12 protein-coding genes are annotated in these 16,294 nt (G+C 67.6%); 7 read left to right on the top strand and 5 right to left on the bottom strand.

Annotated features, from left to right (window positions below; genetic code table 11):
• Nucleotides 1-425: 425 nt before the first annotated feature.
• The 3 genes from TSB10GB4_RS19075 to metH are packed head-to-tail and all read left to right on the top strand — an operon-like array spanning nucleotide 426 to nucleotide 6,143.
• Nucleotides 426-1,484 carry a metalloregulator ArsR/SmtB family transcription factor gene (locus TSB10GB4_RS19075; protein WP_186397050.1) on the top strand — a complete coding sequence of 353 codons (1,059 nt, stop codon included), beginning with the start codon at nucleotides 426-428 and terminating at the stop codon, nucleotides 1,482-1,484.
• A gap of 1 nt (nucleotide 1,485) precedes the next feature.
• On the top strand, nucleotides 1,486-2,403 hold the full coding sequence (metF, locus tag TSB10GB4_RS19080) for a methylenetetrahydrofolate reductase [NAD(P)H] (protein WP_186397051.1): 918 nt from the start codon (nucleotides 1,486-1,488) through the stop codon (nucleotides 2,401-2,403).
• An 8-nt stretch (nucleotides 2,404-2,411) separates the two neighbouring features.
• Complete coding sequence (metH, locus tag TSB10GB4_RS19085; protein WP_186397052.1) at nucleotides 2,412-6,143, top strand: methionine synthase; 3,732 nt, start codon at nucleotides 2,412-2,414, stop codon at nucleotides 6,141-6,143.
• Nucleotides 6,144-6,235: 92 nt separating this feature from the next.
• On the opposite strand, the gene TSB10GB4_RS19090 is transcribed toward metH, so the two are convergent.
• Nucleotides 6,236-7,315 (bottom strand): DUF2336 domain-containing protein, encoded by a 1,080-nt coding sequence (locus tag TSB10GB4_RS19090; RefSeq protein ID WP_186387312.1) that lies wholly within the window; start codon nucleotides 7,313-7,315, stop codon nucleotides 6,236-6,238.
• 367 nt (nucleotides 7,316-7,682) lie between these two features.
• Nucleotides 7,683-9,704 carry a methyl-accepting chemotaxis protein gene (locus TSB10GB4_RS19095; RefSeq protein WP_186397053.1) on the bottom strand — a complete coding sequence of 674 codons (2,022 nt, stop codon included), beginning with the start codon at nucleotides 9,702-9,704 and terminating at the stop codon, nucleotides 7,683-7,685.
• A gap of 396 nt (nucleotides 9,705-10,100) precedes the next feature.
• Between TSB10GB4_RS19095 and tsaA the strand changes: the two genes are divergently transcribed.
• Nucleotides 10,101-10,649, top strand: coding sequence for a tRNA (N6-threonylcarbamoyladenosine(37)-N6)-methyltransferase TrmO (gene tsaA / locus TSB10GB4_RS19100; RefSeq protein ID WP_371328916.1), 549 nt, complete (start codon nucleotides 10,101-10,103; stop codon nucleotides 10,647-10,649).
• Here tsaA and TSB10GB4_RS19105 read toward each other — a convergent pair.
• Nucleotides 10,627-11,703, bottom strand: coding sequence for an acyltransferase (locus tag TSB10GB4_RS19105; protein ID WP_186397054.1), 1,077 nt, complete (start codon nucleotides 11,701-11,703; stop codon nucleotides 10,627-10,629). The genes tsaA and TSB10GB4_RS19105 overlap by 23 nt on opposite strands.
• Nucleotides 11,704-11,824: 121 nt before the next feature.
• Between TSB10GB4_RS19105 and TSB10GB4_RS19110 the strand changes: the two genes are divergently transcribed.
• The 3 genes from TSB10GB4_RS19110 to TSB10GB4_RS19120 are packed head-to-tail and all read left to right on the top strand — an operon-like array spanning nucleotide 11,825 to nucleotide 13,791.
• Nucleotides 11,825-12,784, top strand: a complete 960-nt coding sequence (locus tag TSB10GB4_RS19110) for a hydrogen peroxide-inducible genes activator (protein WP_371328917.1) — start codon at nucleotides 11,825-11,827, stop codon at nucleotides 12,782-12,784.
• On the top strand, nucleotides 12,777-13,424 hold the full coding sequence (locus TSB10GB4_RS19115; RefSeq protein ID WP_186397055.1) for a helix-turn-helix transcriptional regulator: 648 nt from the start codon (nucleotides 12,777-12,779) through the stop codon (nucleotides 13,422-13,424). Before TSB10GB4_RS19110 ends, TSB10GB4_RS19115 begins: the two co-directional genes overlap by 8 nt.
• 25 nt (nucleotides 13,425-13,449) lie before the next feature.
• Entirely contained in the window at nucleotides 13,450-13,791 is a 342-nt protein-coding gene (locus TSB10GB4_RS19120; protein ID WP_186387308.1) for a DUF2293 domain-containing protein, read from the top strand.
• A 10-nt stretch (nucleotides 13,792-13,801) separates the two neighbouring features.
• Here TSB10GB4_RS19120 and TSB10GB4_RS19125 read toward each other — a convergent pair whose 3' ends face one another.
• Together TSB10GB4_RS19125 and ettA are read right to left on the bottom strand one after the other, a co-directional pair.
• The gene (locus TSB10GB4_RS19125) at nucleotides 13,802-14,416 is read right to left on the bottom strand and encodes an MOSC domain-containing protein (protein WP_186387307.1); all 615 of its coding nucleotides are present in this window, start codon (nucleotides 14,414-14,416) and stop codon (nucleotides 13,802-13,804) included.
• Nucleotides 14,417-14,587: 171 nt separating this feature from the next.
• Nucleotides 14,588-16,237: an energy-dependent translational throttle protein EttA gene (gene ettA, locus TSB10GB4_RS19130; protein WP_186397056.1), complete on the bottom strand. Its 1,650-nt coding sequence runs from the start codon at nucleotides 16,235-16,237 to the stop codon at nucleotides 14,588-14,590.
• Between the last annotated feature and the right edge of the window lie 57 nt (nucleotides 16,238-16,294).

Below are 16,294 nucleotides of genomic sequence, written 5' to 3' on the forward strand. Positions count from 1 at the left end.
GCCAGGACCCGGTCAGGCGGTCGAAACCCAACCGCGAAGGTGAAGCCGGCATAGAAGAGCGAAATGGCGGAAAATCCGGCCTCCGCCAGCAACACCTCGTCCTCCTGCGGACTGAGCAAGGGCAGGCGCTCGGCCATGGCCGTCGCTGCCCCCTTGCCGTCTCCGGCTCGATCCCTGAGGCCGCCGCAAAGACGGCGCAGCGGGACAACCACAGCCCCCCTCGGCCACGTCTGCGGGGACACTGTGAGGCGCGAAGCCTCACCGTGTCCGCGCCCTCAAGCCGGCGACATGAGGATCACGCCACAGCCGGCCCTCTCCCCATCCGGGCATATCCGCCCTTGCATCTCGAGCGATTTAGGCATAAAGATATCTTTATATCTTCCTGCGATGCTGAAATTCGAGCAGGCCTGCTTTCGAGGATGCGCATGACCACCAACGCCAAGACCGCCCGCACCCCTGCCGCTGCCGCCCCTGCAGCCGGCGAGCCGCTGCTCAGCGCCGAGCAGTTGCTGGCCGGCCTGCGCACGGTCGGCGAGGACACGCGGCTGCGCCTCCTGGCCCTGCTGGCCGATGGCGAGTTGACCGTCAAGGACGCGACCGTCATTCTCGGCCAGAGCCAGCCGCGAATCTCGCGCCATCTCAAGCTGTTGACCGAGGCCGGCCTCGTCCAGCGCTTCCCGGAAGGCGCCTGGGTGTTCTACCGGCTCGGCGACGGGCCGATGGGCGATCTCGCCCGCCTGCTGCTGTCGCGGCTCGATCCGCAGGACGCGGTGCTGGCCGGCGACCGGGTGCGCCTTGCCGCCACCCGCCGCGCCAAGGCCGAGGCCGCAGCCGCCTTCTTCGCCTCGCGCGCCAAGACCTGGGACCAGGAGCGCTCGCTGCATGTGCCGGAAGCGGCCGTCGAGCAGGCCCTGCGCGAGATGGTCGGCGAGCGGCCGTTCCGCTCGCTGCTGGACCTTGGCACCGGCACCGGCAGCCTGATCTCGCTCTTTGCCGGCCAGTATGAGCAGGCACTCGGCCTCGACGCCAGCCACGACATGCTGACCGTCGCCCGCGCCAATCTCGCCCGCCAGGGCCTGCGCAACGTGCAGGTCCGCCAGGGCGACATCTACGCGCTCAACATCCCGGCCGAAAGCCATGACCTGATCACCCTGCATCAGGTGCTGCATTTCCTCGACGACCCCGGCCGGGCCATCGAGGAGGCGGCGCGGGTGCTGCGGCCCGGCGGCCGGCTGCTGATCGTCGACTTCGCCCCGCACGCGTTGGAATTCCTGCGCGACGAGCACGCCCATCGCCGCCTCGGCTTCTCGCGCGAGCAGATGGGGCGCTGGCTGCATGCCGCCGGCCTCGAAGTCACCGAGATCCGCGACCTCAACCCGGAAGCGGGCGAGGCCGACCGGCTCACCGTCACCATCTGGCTCGCCCGCGATCCGCGCATCGTTTCCGATTTCCCAGAACTTAGCCTGACCCAGGAGGTCGCCTGACATGTCATCGCCCGAGAGATTCCGCCGCTTCGAGCTGGACCAGGGAACCGGCGTTTCCGTCTCCTTCGAGTTCTTTCCGCCGAAGAGCGACAAGATGGAAGCCTCGCTCTGGTCGGCCGTCCAGCGGCTTGAGCCGCTCGGCCCCTCCTTCGTCTCGGTGACCTACGGGGCCGGTGGCTCGACCCGAGAGCGCACCCATCGCACCGTCGAGCGGATGGTGAAGGAGACCCGCCTTGCGCCGGCCGCGCATCTGACCTGCGTCGGCTCCTCGCGCGCCGAGGTCGACGAGATCGTGCGCGGCTACCACGAGATCGGCGTGCGCCACATCGTGGCCCTGCGCGGCGATCCACAGGAAGGGCTGGGCGCCATCTACCAGCCGCACCCGCAGGGCTATGCCTATGCCTCCGACCTGGTGGCCGGCATCCGCCGCGTCTCCGACGATTTCGAGGTGTCCGTCTCCGCCTATCCGGAGCGCCACCCCGAGAGCCCCGACTGGGCGGCGGAGATCGACAACCTGAAGCGCAAGGTGGACGCCGGCGCGAGCCGGGCGATCACCCAGTACTTCTTCGACAACGACCTGTTCGAGACCTTCCTGGAGAAGGTGCGCGCGGCCGGCATCACCATCCCGATCGTTCCGGGCATCCTGCCGATCGTCAATTTTGAGACGACCATGGTGTTCTCGGCGAAATGCGGCACCTCGATCCCGCACTGGCTGGCGCGGCGCTTCGCCGGGCTCGACCAGGACGCGGAGACGCGCAAGCTGGTCGCCTCGGCGGTGGCCAGCGAGCAGGTGCTGGACCTGGTTGACCGCGGCGTCACCGACTTCCACTTCTACACCATGAACCGCGCGGACCTCACTCTCGCGATCTGCCACATGCTGGGCCTGCGCCCGGCCTCTCTGGAACAGCAGGCAGCCTGAGACCGATCATGCAAGACAAGACCAAGACAGTGGCGTCGGCCCTTGCCGCCGCCGCCCGCGACCGCATCCTGATCCTCGACGGCGCCATGGGCACGATGATCCAGGCCTTGAGGCTGGACGAGGCCGGCTATCGCGGCGAGCGGTTCAAGGACTGGCCGCAGGACGTGAAGGGCAACAACGACCTGCTCAGCCTGACGCAGGGCGAAGCGATCCGCGACATCCACATCGCCTATCTGGAGGCCGGTGCCGACATCGTCGAGACCAACACCTTCTCCTCCACCACCATCGCCCAGGCCGACTACGCCATGGAGGAGCTGGCCTATGAGCTCAACCTCGTCGGCGCAAAGCTCGCCCGCGAGGCCTGCGATATTGTCACGGCCCGCGATCCCTCGCGCCCGCGCTTCGTCGCCGGCGCGCTCGGGCCGACCAACCGCACCCTCTCCATCTCGCCGGACGTCAATAATCCGGGCTATCGCGCCGTCAGCTTCGACGAGATGAGGGAAGCCTACGCGCAGGCCGTGCGCGGCCTGATCGACGGCGGCTCGGACATCCTGCTGGTCGAGACCATCTTCGACACGCTGAACGCCAAGGCCGCCCTCTTCGCCATCGACGAGGTGCTGGAGGAAAAGGGCGTCAGCCTGCCGGTGATGATCTCCGGCACGATCACCGACCTGTCCGGCCGCACCCTGTCCGGCCAGACGCCGGAGGCCTTCTGGTACTCGGTGCGCCATTCCAGGCCGTTCTCCATCGGCCTCAACTGCGCGCTCGGCGCCAGGGAAATGCGCGCCCATGTGGCGGAGCTCTCGCGCGTTGCCGACACGCTGGTCTGCGCCTATCCCAATGCCGGCCTGCCGAACGAGTTCGGCGAGTATGACGAAAGCCCCGAGGCGATGGCCGAGCTGGTCGGCGAATTCGCGGCGAGCGGCCTCGTCAACATCGTCGGCGGCTGCTGCGGCACCACGCCCGACCACATCCGCGCCGTTGCGCAGGCCGTTGCCGGCCATGCCCCGCGCAAACCGGCCGAGCCGCCGCGCCGCATGCGCCTGTCGGGCCTCGAGCCCTTCGTGCTGACGCCGGAGATCAACTTCGTCAATGTCGGCGAGCGCACCAACGTCACCGGATCGGCCCGCTTCCGCAAGCTGATCAAGGAGGGCAACCACGCCACCGCGCTGGAAGTCGCCCGCCAGCAGGTGGAGAGCGGTGCCCAGATCATCGACGTCAACATGGACGAGGGCCTGCTCGACTCCAAGGAGGCGATGGTCACCTTCCTGAACCTGATCGCCGCCGAGCCGGACATCGCCCGCGTGCCGGTGATGATCGACAGCTCCAAGTGGGAGGTGATCGAGGCCGGCCTGAAATGCGTCCAGGGCAAGCCGGTGGTCAACTCCATCTCCATGAAGGAAGGCAAGGACGCCTTCATCGCCCAGGCCAAGCTGGTGCGCCGCCACGGCGCGGCGGTCGTCGTCATGGCCTTCGACGAGCAGGGCCAGGCCGACACCCAGGCCCGCAAGACCGAGATCTGCCGGCGCTCCTACGAGATCCTGGTGAACGAGGTCGGCTTCCCGCCCGAGGACATCATCTTCGACCCGAATATCTTCGCCGTCGCCACGGGCATTTCCGAGCACGACAATTACGGCGTCGATTTCATCGAGGCGACCCGCTGGATCCGCCAGAACCTGCCGCATGCCCATGTGTCGGGCGGCGTGTCGAACCTGTCCTTCTCCTTCCGCGGCAACGAGCCCGTGCGCGAGGCGATGCATTCGGTGTTCCTGTACCACGCGATCGCGGCCGGCATGGACATGGGCATCGTCAATGCCGGCCAGCTCGCCGTCTATGACGACGTCGATCCGGAGCTGCGCGAGCTCTCCGAGGACGTGGTGCTGAACCGGCGCGCCGATTCCACCGACCGGCTGCTGGAGATCGCCGAGCGCTTCCGCGGCCAGGGCGGCAAGCAGAAGGTGCAGGACCTCGCCTGGCGCGAGCGCGCCGTCGAGGACCGCCTGTCCCACGCGCTGGTCAACGGCATCACCGACTATATCGAGGAAGACGTCGAGGAGGCCCGCGCCAAGGCCGAGCGTCCCCTGCATGTCATCGAAGGGCCCTTGATGGCCGGTATGAACATCGTCGGCGACCTGTTCGGCGCCGGCAAGATGTTCCTGCCGCAGGTGGTGAAGTCGGCCCGCGTGATGAAGCAGGCGGTCGCCTATCTGATGCCCTACATGGAGCAGGAAAAGCTCGAGCAGGGCATCGAGGACATGCCGAGCGCCGGCAAGATCCTGCTCGCCACCGTCAAGGGCGACGTCCACGATATCGGCAAGAACATCGTCGGCGTCGTGCTCCAGTGCAACAATTTCGAGGTGATCGATCTCGGCGTCATGGTGCCGGCGGCGAAGATCCTCGAGACGGCGCGCAAGGAGAAGGTCGACGTGATCGGCCTGTCGGGCCTGATCACCCCGTCGCTGGATGAGATGTGCCACGTGGCGGCCGAGATGGAGCGCGAGGGCTTCGACCTGCCGCTGCTGATCGGCGGCGCGACGACCAGCCTGATCCACACGGCGGTGAAGATCCACCCGAACTATCGCCGCTCGCAGGCCGTCTATGTGACGGACGCCAGCCGCGCGGTCGGCGTGGTCTCGAAGCTTTTGAACAAGACCGAGCGCGACGGCTATGTCGAGGCCCTGCGTGCCGACTATGCCAAGGCGGCGGAGGGGCATTCGCGCTCGCGCGGCCAGTCCCGCCGCACCAGTCTGGAGGAGGCGCGCAAGAACCGCTTCCGCCCGTCCTTCGACAGCTACCGGCCGCAGCGCCCCTCGTTCCTCGGCATCCGCCCGATCGAGGTGCCGCTGGAGGACTTGGTCGAGGTGATCGACTGGACGCCGTTCTTCTCCACCTGGGAGATCAAGGGCAGCTATCCGGCGGTGCTGACCGACAACCGCTACGGGCCGGCCGCCAGGGCGCTCTACGACGATGCCCGCAAGATGCTCGCCGAGATCGTCCGCGACCGCCTGCTGCAGCCGAAGGGCGTCGTCGGCTTCTGGCCGGCGGCCGCGCGCGGCGACGACATCGTGCTCTACGAGGACGAGGAGCGCACCGGCGAGCGCGCCATGCTGCACACGCTGCGCCAGCAGATGGCCCGCGCCGAAGGCACCCGCGCCAATGTGGCGATGGCCGACTTCGTCGCCGACGAGGCGAGCGGCATCGCCGACTGGGTCGGCGGCTTCGCGGTGACCTCCGGTCATGGCGAGGAGGAGTTCGTCGCCCGCTACGTCAAGGCCGGCGACGACTACAACAAGATCCTCGCCCAGGCCCTGTGCGACCGGCTCGCCGAAGCCTTCGCCGAGAAGCTGCACCAGATCGTGCGCACCTCGCTATGGGGCTATGCCCCGCAGGAGGAGGCCAGCGTCGAGGACCTGATCGCGGAGAGATACCAGGGCATCCGCCCGGCGCCGGGCTATCCGGCCCAGCCGGACCACACCGAGAAGGGCACGCTGTTCGAGCTGCTGGACGCGACGCGAACCGCCGGCATCGAACTGACGGAGAGCTACGCCATGTGGCCGGGCTCCTCGGTCTCCGGCCTCTACTTCGCCCATCCCGACAGCCACTATTTCGGCGTCGGGCGCATCGAGCGCGACCAGGTCGAGGACTATGCCTCCCGCAAGGGCTGGGATCTTGCCACCGCCGAGCGCTGGCTTGCCCCGATCCTCAACTACGATCCGCTGAAGCTGGAGGCGGCGGAGTAGTCCGCAGCCTTGCAGCACATGCTGTGAAATGACAGCGGGCGGGACCCTGTTCCCGCCCGTTTTCCGTCTTGTCAGGTCTTCGCGCTCGCCGGTCAGGCGACCCGGCCGTGCCACTGGCTGAGCAGCAGGCGCGCCGAGTGCGGCTTGATCTCCCGATAGCGGACCAGGATGCGCGCGCGGTCCTGCGCCCGCAGGCGGTAGCGCCACGGGCCGACGGTCAGCAGCTTCTCGACGGTGGACGGCGCAAGATCGGAGGCCTTGGCGACGATCAGGAACGGATCGGTGTCCGTGCGCATCATCCAGTGCTTCGCCTCTTCGATGCCGATGTCGCCGATGATCGCGAAGGTCGCGACCGCCTCGGGAAACCGGTCTTCCTCGGCAAAGCGCAGCAGCGTCGCCTCGTCGAGGCCGGGGCCGCGGGCCAGCGCATAGACCCGGCCGATCGCCGTCTCGAAATCGTAGCGGCCGAGCCAGAACTCGTTGGAGAGCTTCTGCGCGGCGACACGGGCGGCACGCGGGACCTCGCCGCCCTCGGACGTGCCGGCGTCGAACAGGCGTGCGCGCACCCGTTCGCTTGCCAGCGCCGCCAGTGTCGACACCGCCTGTTCGTCGAGATCGTCGCGATCGGCAAGCGCCATCTGCAGGTCCTCGTCGAGACCCGAAGCCGTGATCAGGGCAAGCGCGCCGGCGCTCGACAAGCTGGCGCCGTCATTGCGCGCCACCGTGCGGCGGACGACCAGATTGCCGGTCTCGACCAGCACGTCGGTGACCATTTCCGACAGGATCTCGCGCGCCGCGATCGCCAGCTTGTGGTCGTCGCCGCGGGTCATGACGATCTCCACCAGATCGCTGTCGCGCAGCACCGTGGACTTCTCCAGCACCGGGCGGGCGACGGCGATCTCGTCGCCGGCAAGCCGGCGAATGGTCTCCTCCGGCGCCCGCCGCAGCGAGGCGAGGCGACCGGCGATGAAGGCGCGGGCCTGCGTCTCCACCATGTCGGAGAGCCGCACCAGCACCGAATCGTAGACTTCGATCTGCTCGTCCGAACATTTCTCGGAGGTCAGCGAGAACAGCGTCGCGACATTGCACGCAAGTTCGTTGCGCCGCGCCATATTCGGCTCGTTCGCAAGGGCCTCGAAGTTTACGAGCTCGGTATTTGGCATGTTCGACATTGCGATTTCCCCGACCAAGAGACCTGATCCGGCACGGGTAGCACGATTCGAATAAACAAAAGGTCGCCGAGATCCTTTAATTACTTATGTTGTTTTGAGATTGATTTGGATAAAATTTGAATATAATGAAACGCCCCGAAAAGAGCGGAGGGGCTCGACGGAAATACGTGAGCCCGCAAAGCAAAAAGACGACGAGGCCGCGCTGCGGCCTCGTCTGGTTCCGTCGATGGGGTGTTTGCAAGAGGGGCCGGCCAAGAAGAGGGGTCGCCAAGAGGGGCCGCCGCAGCGCGCTCGCCATTGGCGGCCCGCTCCGGCATGTGCCCCCCGGACCGTTGCGGCGGGGGCGGCACATGCCGGCGGCGGATCGTCAGGCGGCGCGCACCTTGTGCAGGAAGCTGTCGACCTGCCCTTTCAGCCGTTCGGACTGCTGCGACACTTCGCCCGAGGCCGACAGGACCTGCGCGGCGGCGGCGCCGGTGTCCTCGGCGGCCTGGCTGACCCCGCCGATGTTGCTGGACACTTCCGTGGTGCCGGTGGCGACCTGCTGGATGTTGCGCGCGATCTCCTGGGTGGCGGAGCTCTGCTCCTCCACCGCCGAGGCGATCACCGAGCCGATCTCGTTGATCCGGTCGATCACCTTGGAGACGCTGCCGATCGAGGTCACCGCCGTGTTCGTCTCCGCCTGCATGTGGGAGATCTGATCGGCGATCTGCGACGTCGCCCGCGCGGTCTGCTCGGCGAGTTGCTTCACCTCGGAAGCGACCACCGCGAACCCGCGTCCCGCATCGCCCGCCCGCGCCGCCTCGATCGTGGCGTTGAGGGCAAGCAGGTTGGTCTGGTCGGCAATGTCGTTGATCAGGCCGACGACCTCGCCGATGCTCTGGGACGCCGCGGCAAGCGACTGGATCCGATCCGAGGCGGTCTGCGCCTCGGTCACCGCCTGCAGCGAGATCTGGCTGGAGCTGCCGATCTGCTGGGCGATCTCCCGCACCGAGGCGGACAGTTCCTCGACCGCCGAGGCGACCGACTGCACGCTGGCCGCCGCTTCCTCGGACGCCGCGGAGACGGCCGTCGACTGGGCGCTGGTCTCCGCTGCGGTTGAGGCAAGGGTGTGGGCAGCGGTCTGCAGCTCGGTCGAGGTGGAGGCGAGCCCCTGGACGAAGCCGCCGACGGCCCGCTCGAACTCATCGGCGAGATTCTGCATCATCTGCCGCTTCTCGGCCTCGGCGCGCGCCTTCGCCGCCTCCTGCTCGCGCTCCAGCGCGATCTTCTCGATGGCGTTCTCCTTGAACACCTGCACCGCCCGCGCCATCTCGCCGATTTCGTCCTTGCGGCTGCGCGCCGGGATATCGCAATCGACATCGCCGCCGGCAAGGCGCGTCATGGCCCGGGTCATCGCCAGCACCGGATTGGCGATCTGACCGCCCAGCACAAGCGCCATCGCTGCACCGATCAGCAGGCCGCCGATACCGGCAATCGCGACGCCGAACTCCGCCGCCAGCAGCTCGTCCGCGACCTCGGTCTCGATCTGCTGCTCGGCCGCCGCCGCCCGCTCGCGCAGCATCCTCAGGTCCTTCTGCAGGATGCGGGTCTGCTCCAGCATCTCGCCATGGACCAGTTCATCGATCTTCACCTTGTCTTCCACGGCCTTGGCAAAGCTTGTGCGATAGGTGCCGAGAAGCTCGGTCATCTCCGCATGCAGTTCCCGCTCGCGCGGGGTCCGCATGGTGCCGCCGAGGCGCTCGAGTGCCTGCCGGACGGCGTCGAAGTCGCGCTGCGCCGCGTCCAGTCCCTTGCGGTCCTGGTAGCCGAGGGCGATGTTGGAATTGAGCTGCGCGCTGAGGCCGTAGCGGATCGCCGCCTCCACATGGAGCCTCGCCTCCTCGTTGCCTTCGGCCATGGCGATCTTGAGGATCTCGTCGAGATCTTCCATGAACTTCGCCGCGCTCGGCATCATGGTCTTCTCGACCTGCTGGAGATAATCCTCGGTCAGATGCCGCGTTTCCTGGAAATCCTTGGTATAGACCGAGACCGCCTGCTTGGCCTCGTCGAACAGCCCGCGCCAGCTATCGTCGACGATCTTCCTCTCCGCCTCCGCCATCAGCGCGTCGAGCTTGGCGATCTCCTGCGTTGCGACCTCCGCCAGTTCCGCCTTCGAGGAGACGGAATATTCGCGCACCGCCGCGTCGAGGCGCAGGAACTCGGCCTCCACGGCCGCCATGGCGGACGCAGCCTCGACATTGGTCTTATAGGCGCCGATGCGATCGGACGTCCCGAGGAAGGTGATAAAGCTGTAGGCCGACACTCCGATCAGGATCGTCAGCACCAGGGCGAACCCGGAGAGTATCTTGTACTTCAGCCGCATGTTCGCGAAAAATCCAAGTCCCATGTCATCACCTCTCGGACGATTGCCTTAACTGCCCGCTCGCAAGACCCGAATACGGCATTCGCGAACAGATCTTTCCCCACTCACCCTGCGGAACAATGTGGTGCAGATCGCACATCCTCGTAGGAGGCGCTAGGTAATTTTCACGGGGTTGAATTAATGAAACTCTAATTCGGCAATGTAACTAGTCACATGACCAAAATTTAATCTTTTGTTTTCAACCCTTAGTGCGTAGACGCCGGGACCCTTCTTCTCCTGTCAGGTGGTCGCCCGACGCTACGGAAGGCTCCCAAGCCCAGTCGATTCGACCGGTGCCGCCCGGGAGGGGCCACCGGCAAGACCGCCCCGCGCCCCGCGCAAATGGTATACCTGTGCGGACCTTGGACTGAGGAGACAGCCGTGACCGACACGTGCGCAGATGAAATGATGGCACGACCCGGCGAACAGGCCTTCGACCACGACCCGGCGCAGGGGCCGTTCGACGCCGGTCTCGTCTTCATCGGCCATGTGGAAACACCCTGGACGCGGCGCGCCGACTGCCCGCGCAACGGCCGGGGCAGCGACGCGGTCTGCCGCGTCCGGCTGAAGCCGGAATACCGCAGGGGGCTGAAGTCGGTGGCGGACTGCAGCCACCTGATCCTGCTCTACTGGATGCATCAGGCGCGCCGCGACCTTGCCGTGCTCGCGCCCGGCTTCGCCAGCGAGACCCATGGCTGCTTCGCCCTGCGCGCCCCGGTGCGGCCGAACCCGGTGTCGCTGTCGGTGGTGCAGGTGCTGGAGATGACCGAAGACGGTTTCCTGGTGCGCGGCCTCGACTGCCTCAACGGCACGCCGCTGATCGACATCAAGCCCTATTTCGCGACCACCGACAGCGTACCGGAGGCGCGGGTAGGCTGGCGCGAGCGCCTGAAAGACGCAGAGGTGGTCAGCCCACCGGGCGACGCCTGAACGACAGCGCCCGCATCCGCACCCACTCCCCTGCCCCGCGGACCAGGCGGGCGGCCGGCCGCTCCACCCCCACGGTCAGCAGCAGCGATACCAGCGCGACCCCGGCAAGGATCACCGCCGCCGAGCCGGCAAGGCCGATGACCGGCACCAGCAGGAAGAAGCCGGCATAGCCGACATGTTGGTGCAGCAGATAGAAGGGATAGGTGGCCCGCCCGGCAACGGTGACCGGACCGGCAGGCAGCCAGGGCGCCTGCAGCCGCGTTGCCAGCGCGAGGACGACGAGCGAGACAGCAACGATGCCGCCGACGGCAAGCGGCGGGAACGGCTCGCCCCGGTAGACCTCGACCAGCCCGCCGGCGAACAGCACCGCGGCGGCAATGGCCTGCACAAACGCCGCAAGCAGCACCAGCCTCGCTCCCGCCTCTCCGCGCTCGCATGCCCGCAGCATCATGCCGAAGGCGAAGAAGCCGGCGAAATCGGTCAGCAGCACGCGGCGAAGAACATCGCTGCCGATCACCGCCTGGTCGAGTGTCGCGACGGCCAGCCAGGCAAGGGCGAGAAGCACCTGATGGCGCGACCATAGGCCCGCGAGCATCAACAGCCCCACCCAGCCGTAGAACAGGATCTCGGCGACGATGGACCAGTAGGCCCCGTCCATGAAGGGCTGTCCCAGAAACGGCGACAGCATCGTCAGGTTGGCGAGATATTGCGGCAGCGACAGGGGGAAGCCGAGCGCCGGCACCGCAAGGGTGACGAGCGCGGTCAGCGTCATCGCCACCACATAGACCGGCCACAGCCGGGCGACCCGCGCCACCGCGAAGGTGAAGGGGTCGCGCCCCTCCGTCGAGATCGAGATGACATAGCCGGAAATCGCGAAGAAGACCGAGACGCCGAGATAGCCGAACCGCGCCCAGTCTCCCGGATCACCGGACCCGCCGGCCGGCCCCGCCTCGCCGGTGACCTGCATGCGAAAGCCGTAATGGAACCAGGCGACCGCCGCGACGGCCACCACCCGCATCACGTCGAGACCCGGCCGCCGCGCAGCAGCGCTCATTGCATCCACTCCCCTCGCCTCGGCCCGGAGTATCGCCTTTTCCGGTTAAGGGAGTTGAAATTCCACGGCCACCTTGATCAGCGTCAATCGCATTGAAGGCCGGCGCCGATAAGCTTATCCAATGACGATGATCACGCTTCGCCAGTTGCGCTATTTCGATGCGCTCGCCCGTCACCTGCATTTCGGCCGAGCCTCGGAGGCCGTCGCCGTGTCGCAACCGGCGTTGTCGATGCAGATCCGCGAGTTGGAGGCGATCCTCGGCGTTGCGCTGGTCGAGCGGCGACCGGCCGGCATCCGCCTGACCGCCGAGGGACAGGAGATTGCCCGCCGTGCCCGGCGCATCCTGTCCGAGGCCCGCGATCTTCTCGACTATGGCCGCCATGCCGGCGAGGTGCTGAGCGGGCCGCTTCGGCTCGGCATCATTCCCTCCATCGCCCCCTATCTGCTGCCGCGCATCCTCCCCGCCCTGACCCGCGCGCACCCGCAGGCCGAGTTGCAGCTCCGCGAGACCCTCACCCAGGCGCTGGTCGGCGAATTGCAGCAGGGCGAGTTGGACGTGATCCTCGCCGCCCTGCCGGTCGCGGGGGCGGATCTGGAGACCCGCTCGCTGTTCCAGGACCGGTTCCTGCTCGCCGTGCAGTCGCGGCCCGATCTGGACGAGCGCCGCCGCGTCGACCCGCGCGACGTCGACGGCGCATCGCTGCTGCTGCTGGAGGAAGGCCACTGCCTGCGCGACCAGGCCTTGAACTATTGCGAGGGGCTGCGGCCGGCGGCGCGCACCGGCTTCGGCGCCACCAGCCTGTCGACGGTGATGCAGATGGTTGCCGCCGGCTACGGGGTGACCTTGCTGCCGGAACTGTGCGCCTCGGTGGAGGTGCGCGACGAGCGGGTGGCGCTGCTGCGCTTCCAGGATCCGCAGCCGCAGCGCACCGTCGGCCTGGTCTGGCGGCGCTCCTCGCCGCGCAAGCGCGATTTCGAGGCGCTCGGCGCCTGCATCCTGGCCGCCCTCGGCCCCGCCGGACAGCCGCTGCCGTCGCCTGCGGCCGAAATCTTCGCGCCGGGATCGCATGCCGATGCCTGACCGGTCGGTGCGCGGCGACGGGACGGCGGTTGCCGATGGAGTGCGGCTGGTGCTCGATCTGCTGGACGGCCAGCACCGCGCCGGCTTCCTCATCGATCCCGCATCGACTGTCTGTGCCTGCAACCGGACCGCGGAGGGACTGGCCCGCAGCGCCCCCGGCCTGCTCGCCGGGTCCGACAAGACCTGCGCCGAGGCCAGCGCACCGCGTCTCGAATTCGCCGACCCGGCCATGCAGCGCGGCCTTGTGCGGGCGCTCGCCGAGCTTGCCCGCGGTGCCGGGCCGCAGGCCTTCGCCGCCTCCACGGCGCAGGCGGACGAGCGCACCGGGCCGCTGCCGGGCGCGCATCCCCCGGCACTTGCCGAGGTACGCCGGGTCGGCAGGGACATGCGGCTGCTGGTGGTGACACTGCTGGACGGGCACATTCCGGCGCTCGAGGGGCGGCTGCGGCTCGTCTTCGGCCTGACGGCGCGCGAGGCGGCGGTGGCGGCCGAACTCGTCTCCGACGCGGGCGAGGAAACCATCGCCATCCGCCTCGGCATCAGTCCCAACACGCTCAGAAGCCACCGCAAGACGATCTATGCGAAGCTCGGCGTCGGCAGCCGCGCCGGCCTCGCCGCCCTGCTCTGCCGGTTGCCATGAGGCAGGCAGGCACGGAGACAGGCGGATGACAGCGGGAGCGGCAAAAGCGGGGGGAACCCGCCGCCAGAAGGAGATGCGCAAGGCCTTGCGGGCGAGCGTGCCGCGCATCCCTTTCGCCGATGCCGAGCCGGTGCTGGCCGGGGCGCTCGCCCCGCATCTGCGGCACCTGCCGCCCTCCGTCGCCGTCTGGCTTGCCCTCGTCGCCCATGTCCGCCATGCCCATAGCGACTATGACGCGCTGCTCGACGAGGGCTACGAGCGCGATGCGGCCCGCCATTTCGCGCTCCCCTCGATCAACGACACGCTGCTCGACTGGGGATCGACGCGCCAGGTTACCGGCGAAGAGGAGGAGATCGGCGAGGACTGAGGCCGAACCCTCAGCGATAGAGCCAGTGCTCGGGGATATGCGCGGTGACCGCCTCGCCGGGCCGGATGACGCCGGGGCGTTCCACATAGGCGACGAGACCCCGGCGGCGGCGTGCCGTCTTGGGGAACAGCAGGTCGATGCCCTCGCGGTCGGGATAATGCTCGCCGATGGAAGCTCCCGCGATCCGGCAGGGCATGTTGTCGCCGTCGACCCGCAGCACCGCACCGCCGGCGAAGACCAGGCGCGTGCGCGGCGGCACCAGCGACAGGCGCGGCAGGCCTTCCAAGAGGACATTGCCGCCGATCCACTCCGCCTCGATGCGCGGCAGGCCCATGTCGGCAGCGACCTCGGCCAGTTCCTCGGCGGACAGGATCGACACCTGCCGCTCGTTGCACATCTCGGTGCCGCGCGGATACCAGGGCTCGCGCGAGCCCGAGCGGCGGGTGTGACCGACGTGACGTCCGCCGGGAATGCCCTCGAAACCAAGCTTCAGCGCCGCCGTCCAGGTGGTGCGGAAATCCTCCGGGTCCTGGTTGGCGAGCACCTTGACCGTGGTGGCGGCAAGCTTGCGAGCCGGCACGCTCTGCAACTCGTCCATGTGCTCGCGTCCGAACAGATCCGCCATCGCCCACCTTCCTGTCTCGTCCCGCGGGCGGACACCGGCGGGGACCTGAAGGAATACAACGAGTCTTTCCGGCGGGAAAGCCGCAGCCCGCCGGGTCGCCGGGCGCTCAAACCAAAACGGCGGCGCGAGTGCCGCGCCGCCGTCCGCTATCTGTCGGCCGTGTCCGCTGCTTCAGCGCGTCAGCGGTTTGTACTTGATGCGGCGCGGATCGGCCGCATGGGCGCCGAGGCGGCGCACCTTGTCCTTCTCGTAGTCCTCGAAGTTGCCCTCGAACCACTCCACATGGCTGTCGCCCTCGAAGGCGAGCATATGGGTGGCAAGACGGTCGAGGAACATGCGGTCGTGGCTGATGACCACGGCGCAGCCGGCATAGTTCTCCAGCGCGTCCTCCAGCGCCGCCAGCGTCTCGGTGTCGAGATCGTTGGTCGGCTCGTCGAGCAGCAGCACGTTGGCACCCTGCTTCAACACCTTGGCAAGATGCACGCGGTTGCGCTGGCCGCCGGACAGGTTGCCGACCTTCGCCTGCTGGGCCGGGCCCTTGAAGTTGAAGGACGAGCAATAGGCGCGCGAATTGATCTCCTTGCCGTCGAGATAGATGATCTCGTTGCCGCCGGAGATTTCCTCCCACACCGTCTTGTTCGGGTCGAGCGTGTCGCGCGACTGGTCGACATAGCCGAGATGCACGCTGTCGCCGATGGTGACGGTGCCCGAATCCGGCTTTTCCTGTCCGGTCAGCAGCTTGAACAGGGTCGACTTGCCGGCGCCGTTCGGGCCGATGACGCCGACGATGCCGCCGCGCGGCAGCTTGAACGTCAGGTCCTCGATCAGCAGGCGGTCGCCGAAGCCCTTGGAGACGTTCTCCAGGTCGATGACATTGTTGCCGAGCCGCTCGCCGACCGGAATGAGGATCTGGTCGATGGTCGGCAGACGCTCCTCCTGCTTGGCGAGCAGGTCCTCATAGGCGCGGATACGCGCCTTGGACTTGGTCTGCCGGCCCTTCGGCGACATGCCCATCCACTCGCGCTCGCGGGCGATGGCGCGGGAGCGGGCCATGTCCTCGCGGCCCTCCTGCTCCATGCGCTTGGTCTTCTTCTCCAGATAGACCGAATAGTTACCCTCGTAGGGAATGCCCTGGCCGCGGTCGAGCTCCAGGATCCAGCCCGTGACATTGTCGAGGAAGTAGCGGTCGTGGGTGATGATCAGCACCGAGCCCTTGAACTCGCGCAGGTGCCGCTCCAGCCAGTGCACCGTCTCGGCGTCCAGGTGGTTGGTCGGCTCGTCGAGCAGCAGGAGGTCCGGCTCCGACAGCAGCAACTGGCACAGCGCCACGCGGCGCCGCTCGCCGCCCGACAGGTTGTCGACCGGAGCGTCGGACGGCGGACAGCGCAGGGCCTCCATCGCCATCTCGACCTTGCTCTCCAGGTTCCACAGGTCCTCGGCGTCGATGATGTCCTGGAGCTGGGCCCCCTCTTCCGCCGTCTCGTCGGAATAGTTCATCATCAGTTCGTTGTAGCGGTCGACGATCGCCTGCTTGTGGGCGACGCCCAGCATGACGTTCTCAAGGACCGTCTTGGTCGGGTCGAGCTGCGGCTCCTGCGGCAGGTAGCCGATACGTGCGCCCTCCGCCGCCCAGGCCTCGCCGGTATACTCCTTGTCGAGGCCGGCCATGATCTTGAGGAGCGTCGACTTGCCCGCGCCGTTCGGGCCGAGGATGCCGATCTTGGCGTCCGGGTAGAAGGACAGGTGGATGTTGTCGAGGACCTTCTTGCCGTTATAGGCCTTCGACAAACCATGCATGTGATAGATGAACTGGCGCGCCATAGGTGCTTGCCGCTCCATTCTGGACATGAGGGGAAACTGGCCGCTTCTTAGTCGATG

This window comes from Stappia sp. TSB10GB4, from assembly GCF_900185745.1.
Classification (GTDB): domain Bacteria; phylum Pseudomonadota; class Alphaproteobacteria; order Rhizobiales; family Stappiaceae; genus Stappia.

Coding starts and splice junctions, on each gene's coding strand:
- metF (WP_186397051.1), top strand. CDS start 1,486: ATGTCATCGCCCGAGAGATTCCGCCGCTTCGAGCTGGACCAGGGAACC.
- TSB10GB4_RS19075 (WP_186397050.1), top strand. CDS start 426: ATGACCACCAACGCCAAGACCGCCCGCACCCCTGCCGCTGCCGCCCCT.
- TSB10GB4_RS19115 (WP_186397055.1), top strand. CDS start 12,777: ATGCCTGACCGGTCGGTGCGCGGCGACGGGACGGCGGTTGCCGATGGA.
- ettA (WP_186397056.1), bottom strand. CDS start 16,237: ATGGCGCGCCAGTTCATCTATCACATGCATGGTTTGTCGAAGGCCTAT.
- TSB10GB4_RS19110 (WP_371328917.1), top strand. CDS start 11,825: ATGACGATGATCACGCTTCGCCAGTTGCGCTATTTCGATGCGCTCGCC.
- TSB10GB4_RS19095 (WP_186397053.1), bottom strand. CDS start 9,704: ATGGGACTTGGATTTTTCGCGAACATGCGGCTGAAGTACAAGATACTC.
- TSB10GB4_RS19105 (WP_186397054.1), bottom strand. CDS start 11,703: ATGAGCGCTGCTGCGCGGCGGCCGGGTCTCGACGTGATGCGGGTGGTG.
- TSB10GB4_RS19090 (WP_186387312.1), bottom strand. CDS start 7,315: ATGTCGAACATGCCAAATACCGAGCTCGTAAACTTCGAGGCCCTTGCG.
- TSB10GB4_RS19120 (WP_186387308.1), top strand. CDS start 13,450: ATGACAGCGGGAGCGGCAAAAGCGGGGGGAACCCGCCGCCAGAAGGAG.
- TSB10GB4_RS19125 (WP_186387307.1), bottom strand. CDS start 14,416: ATGGCGGATCTGTTCGGACGCGAGCACATGGACGAGTTGCAGAGCGTG.
- metH (WP_186397052.1), top strand. CDS start 2,412: ATGCAAGACAAGACCAAGACAGTGGCGTCGGCCCTTGCCGCCGCCGCC.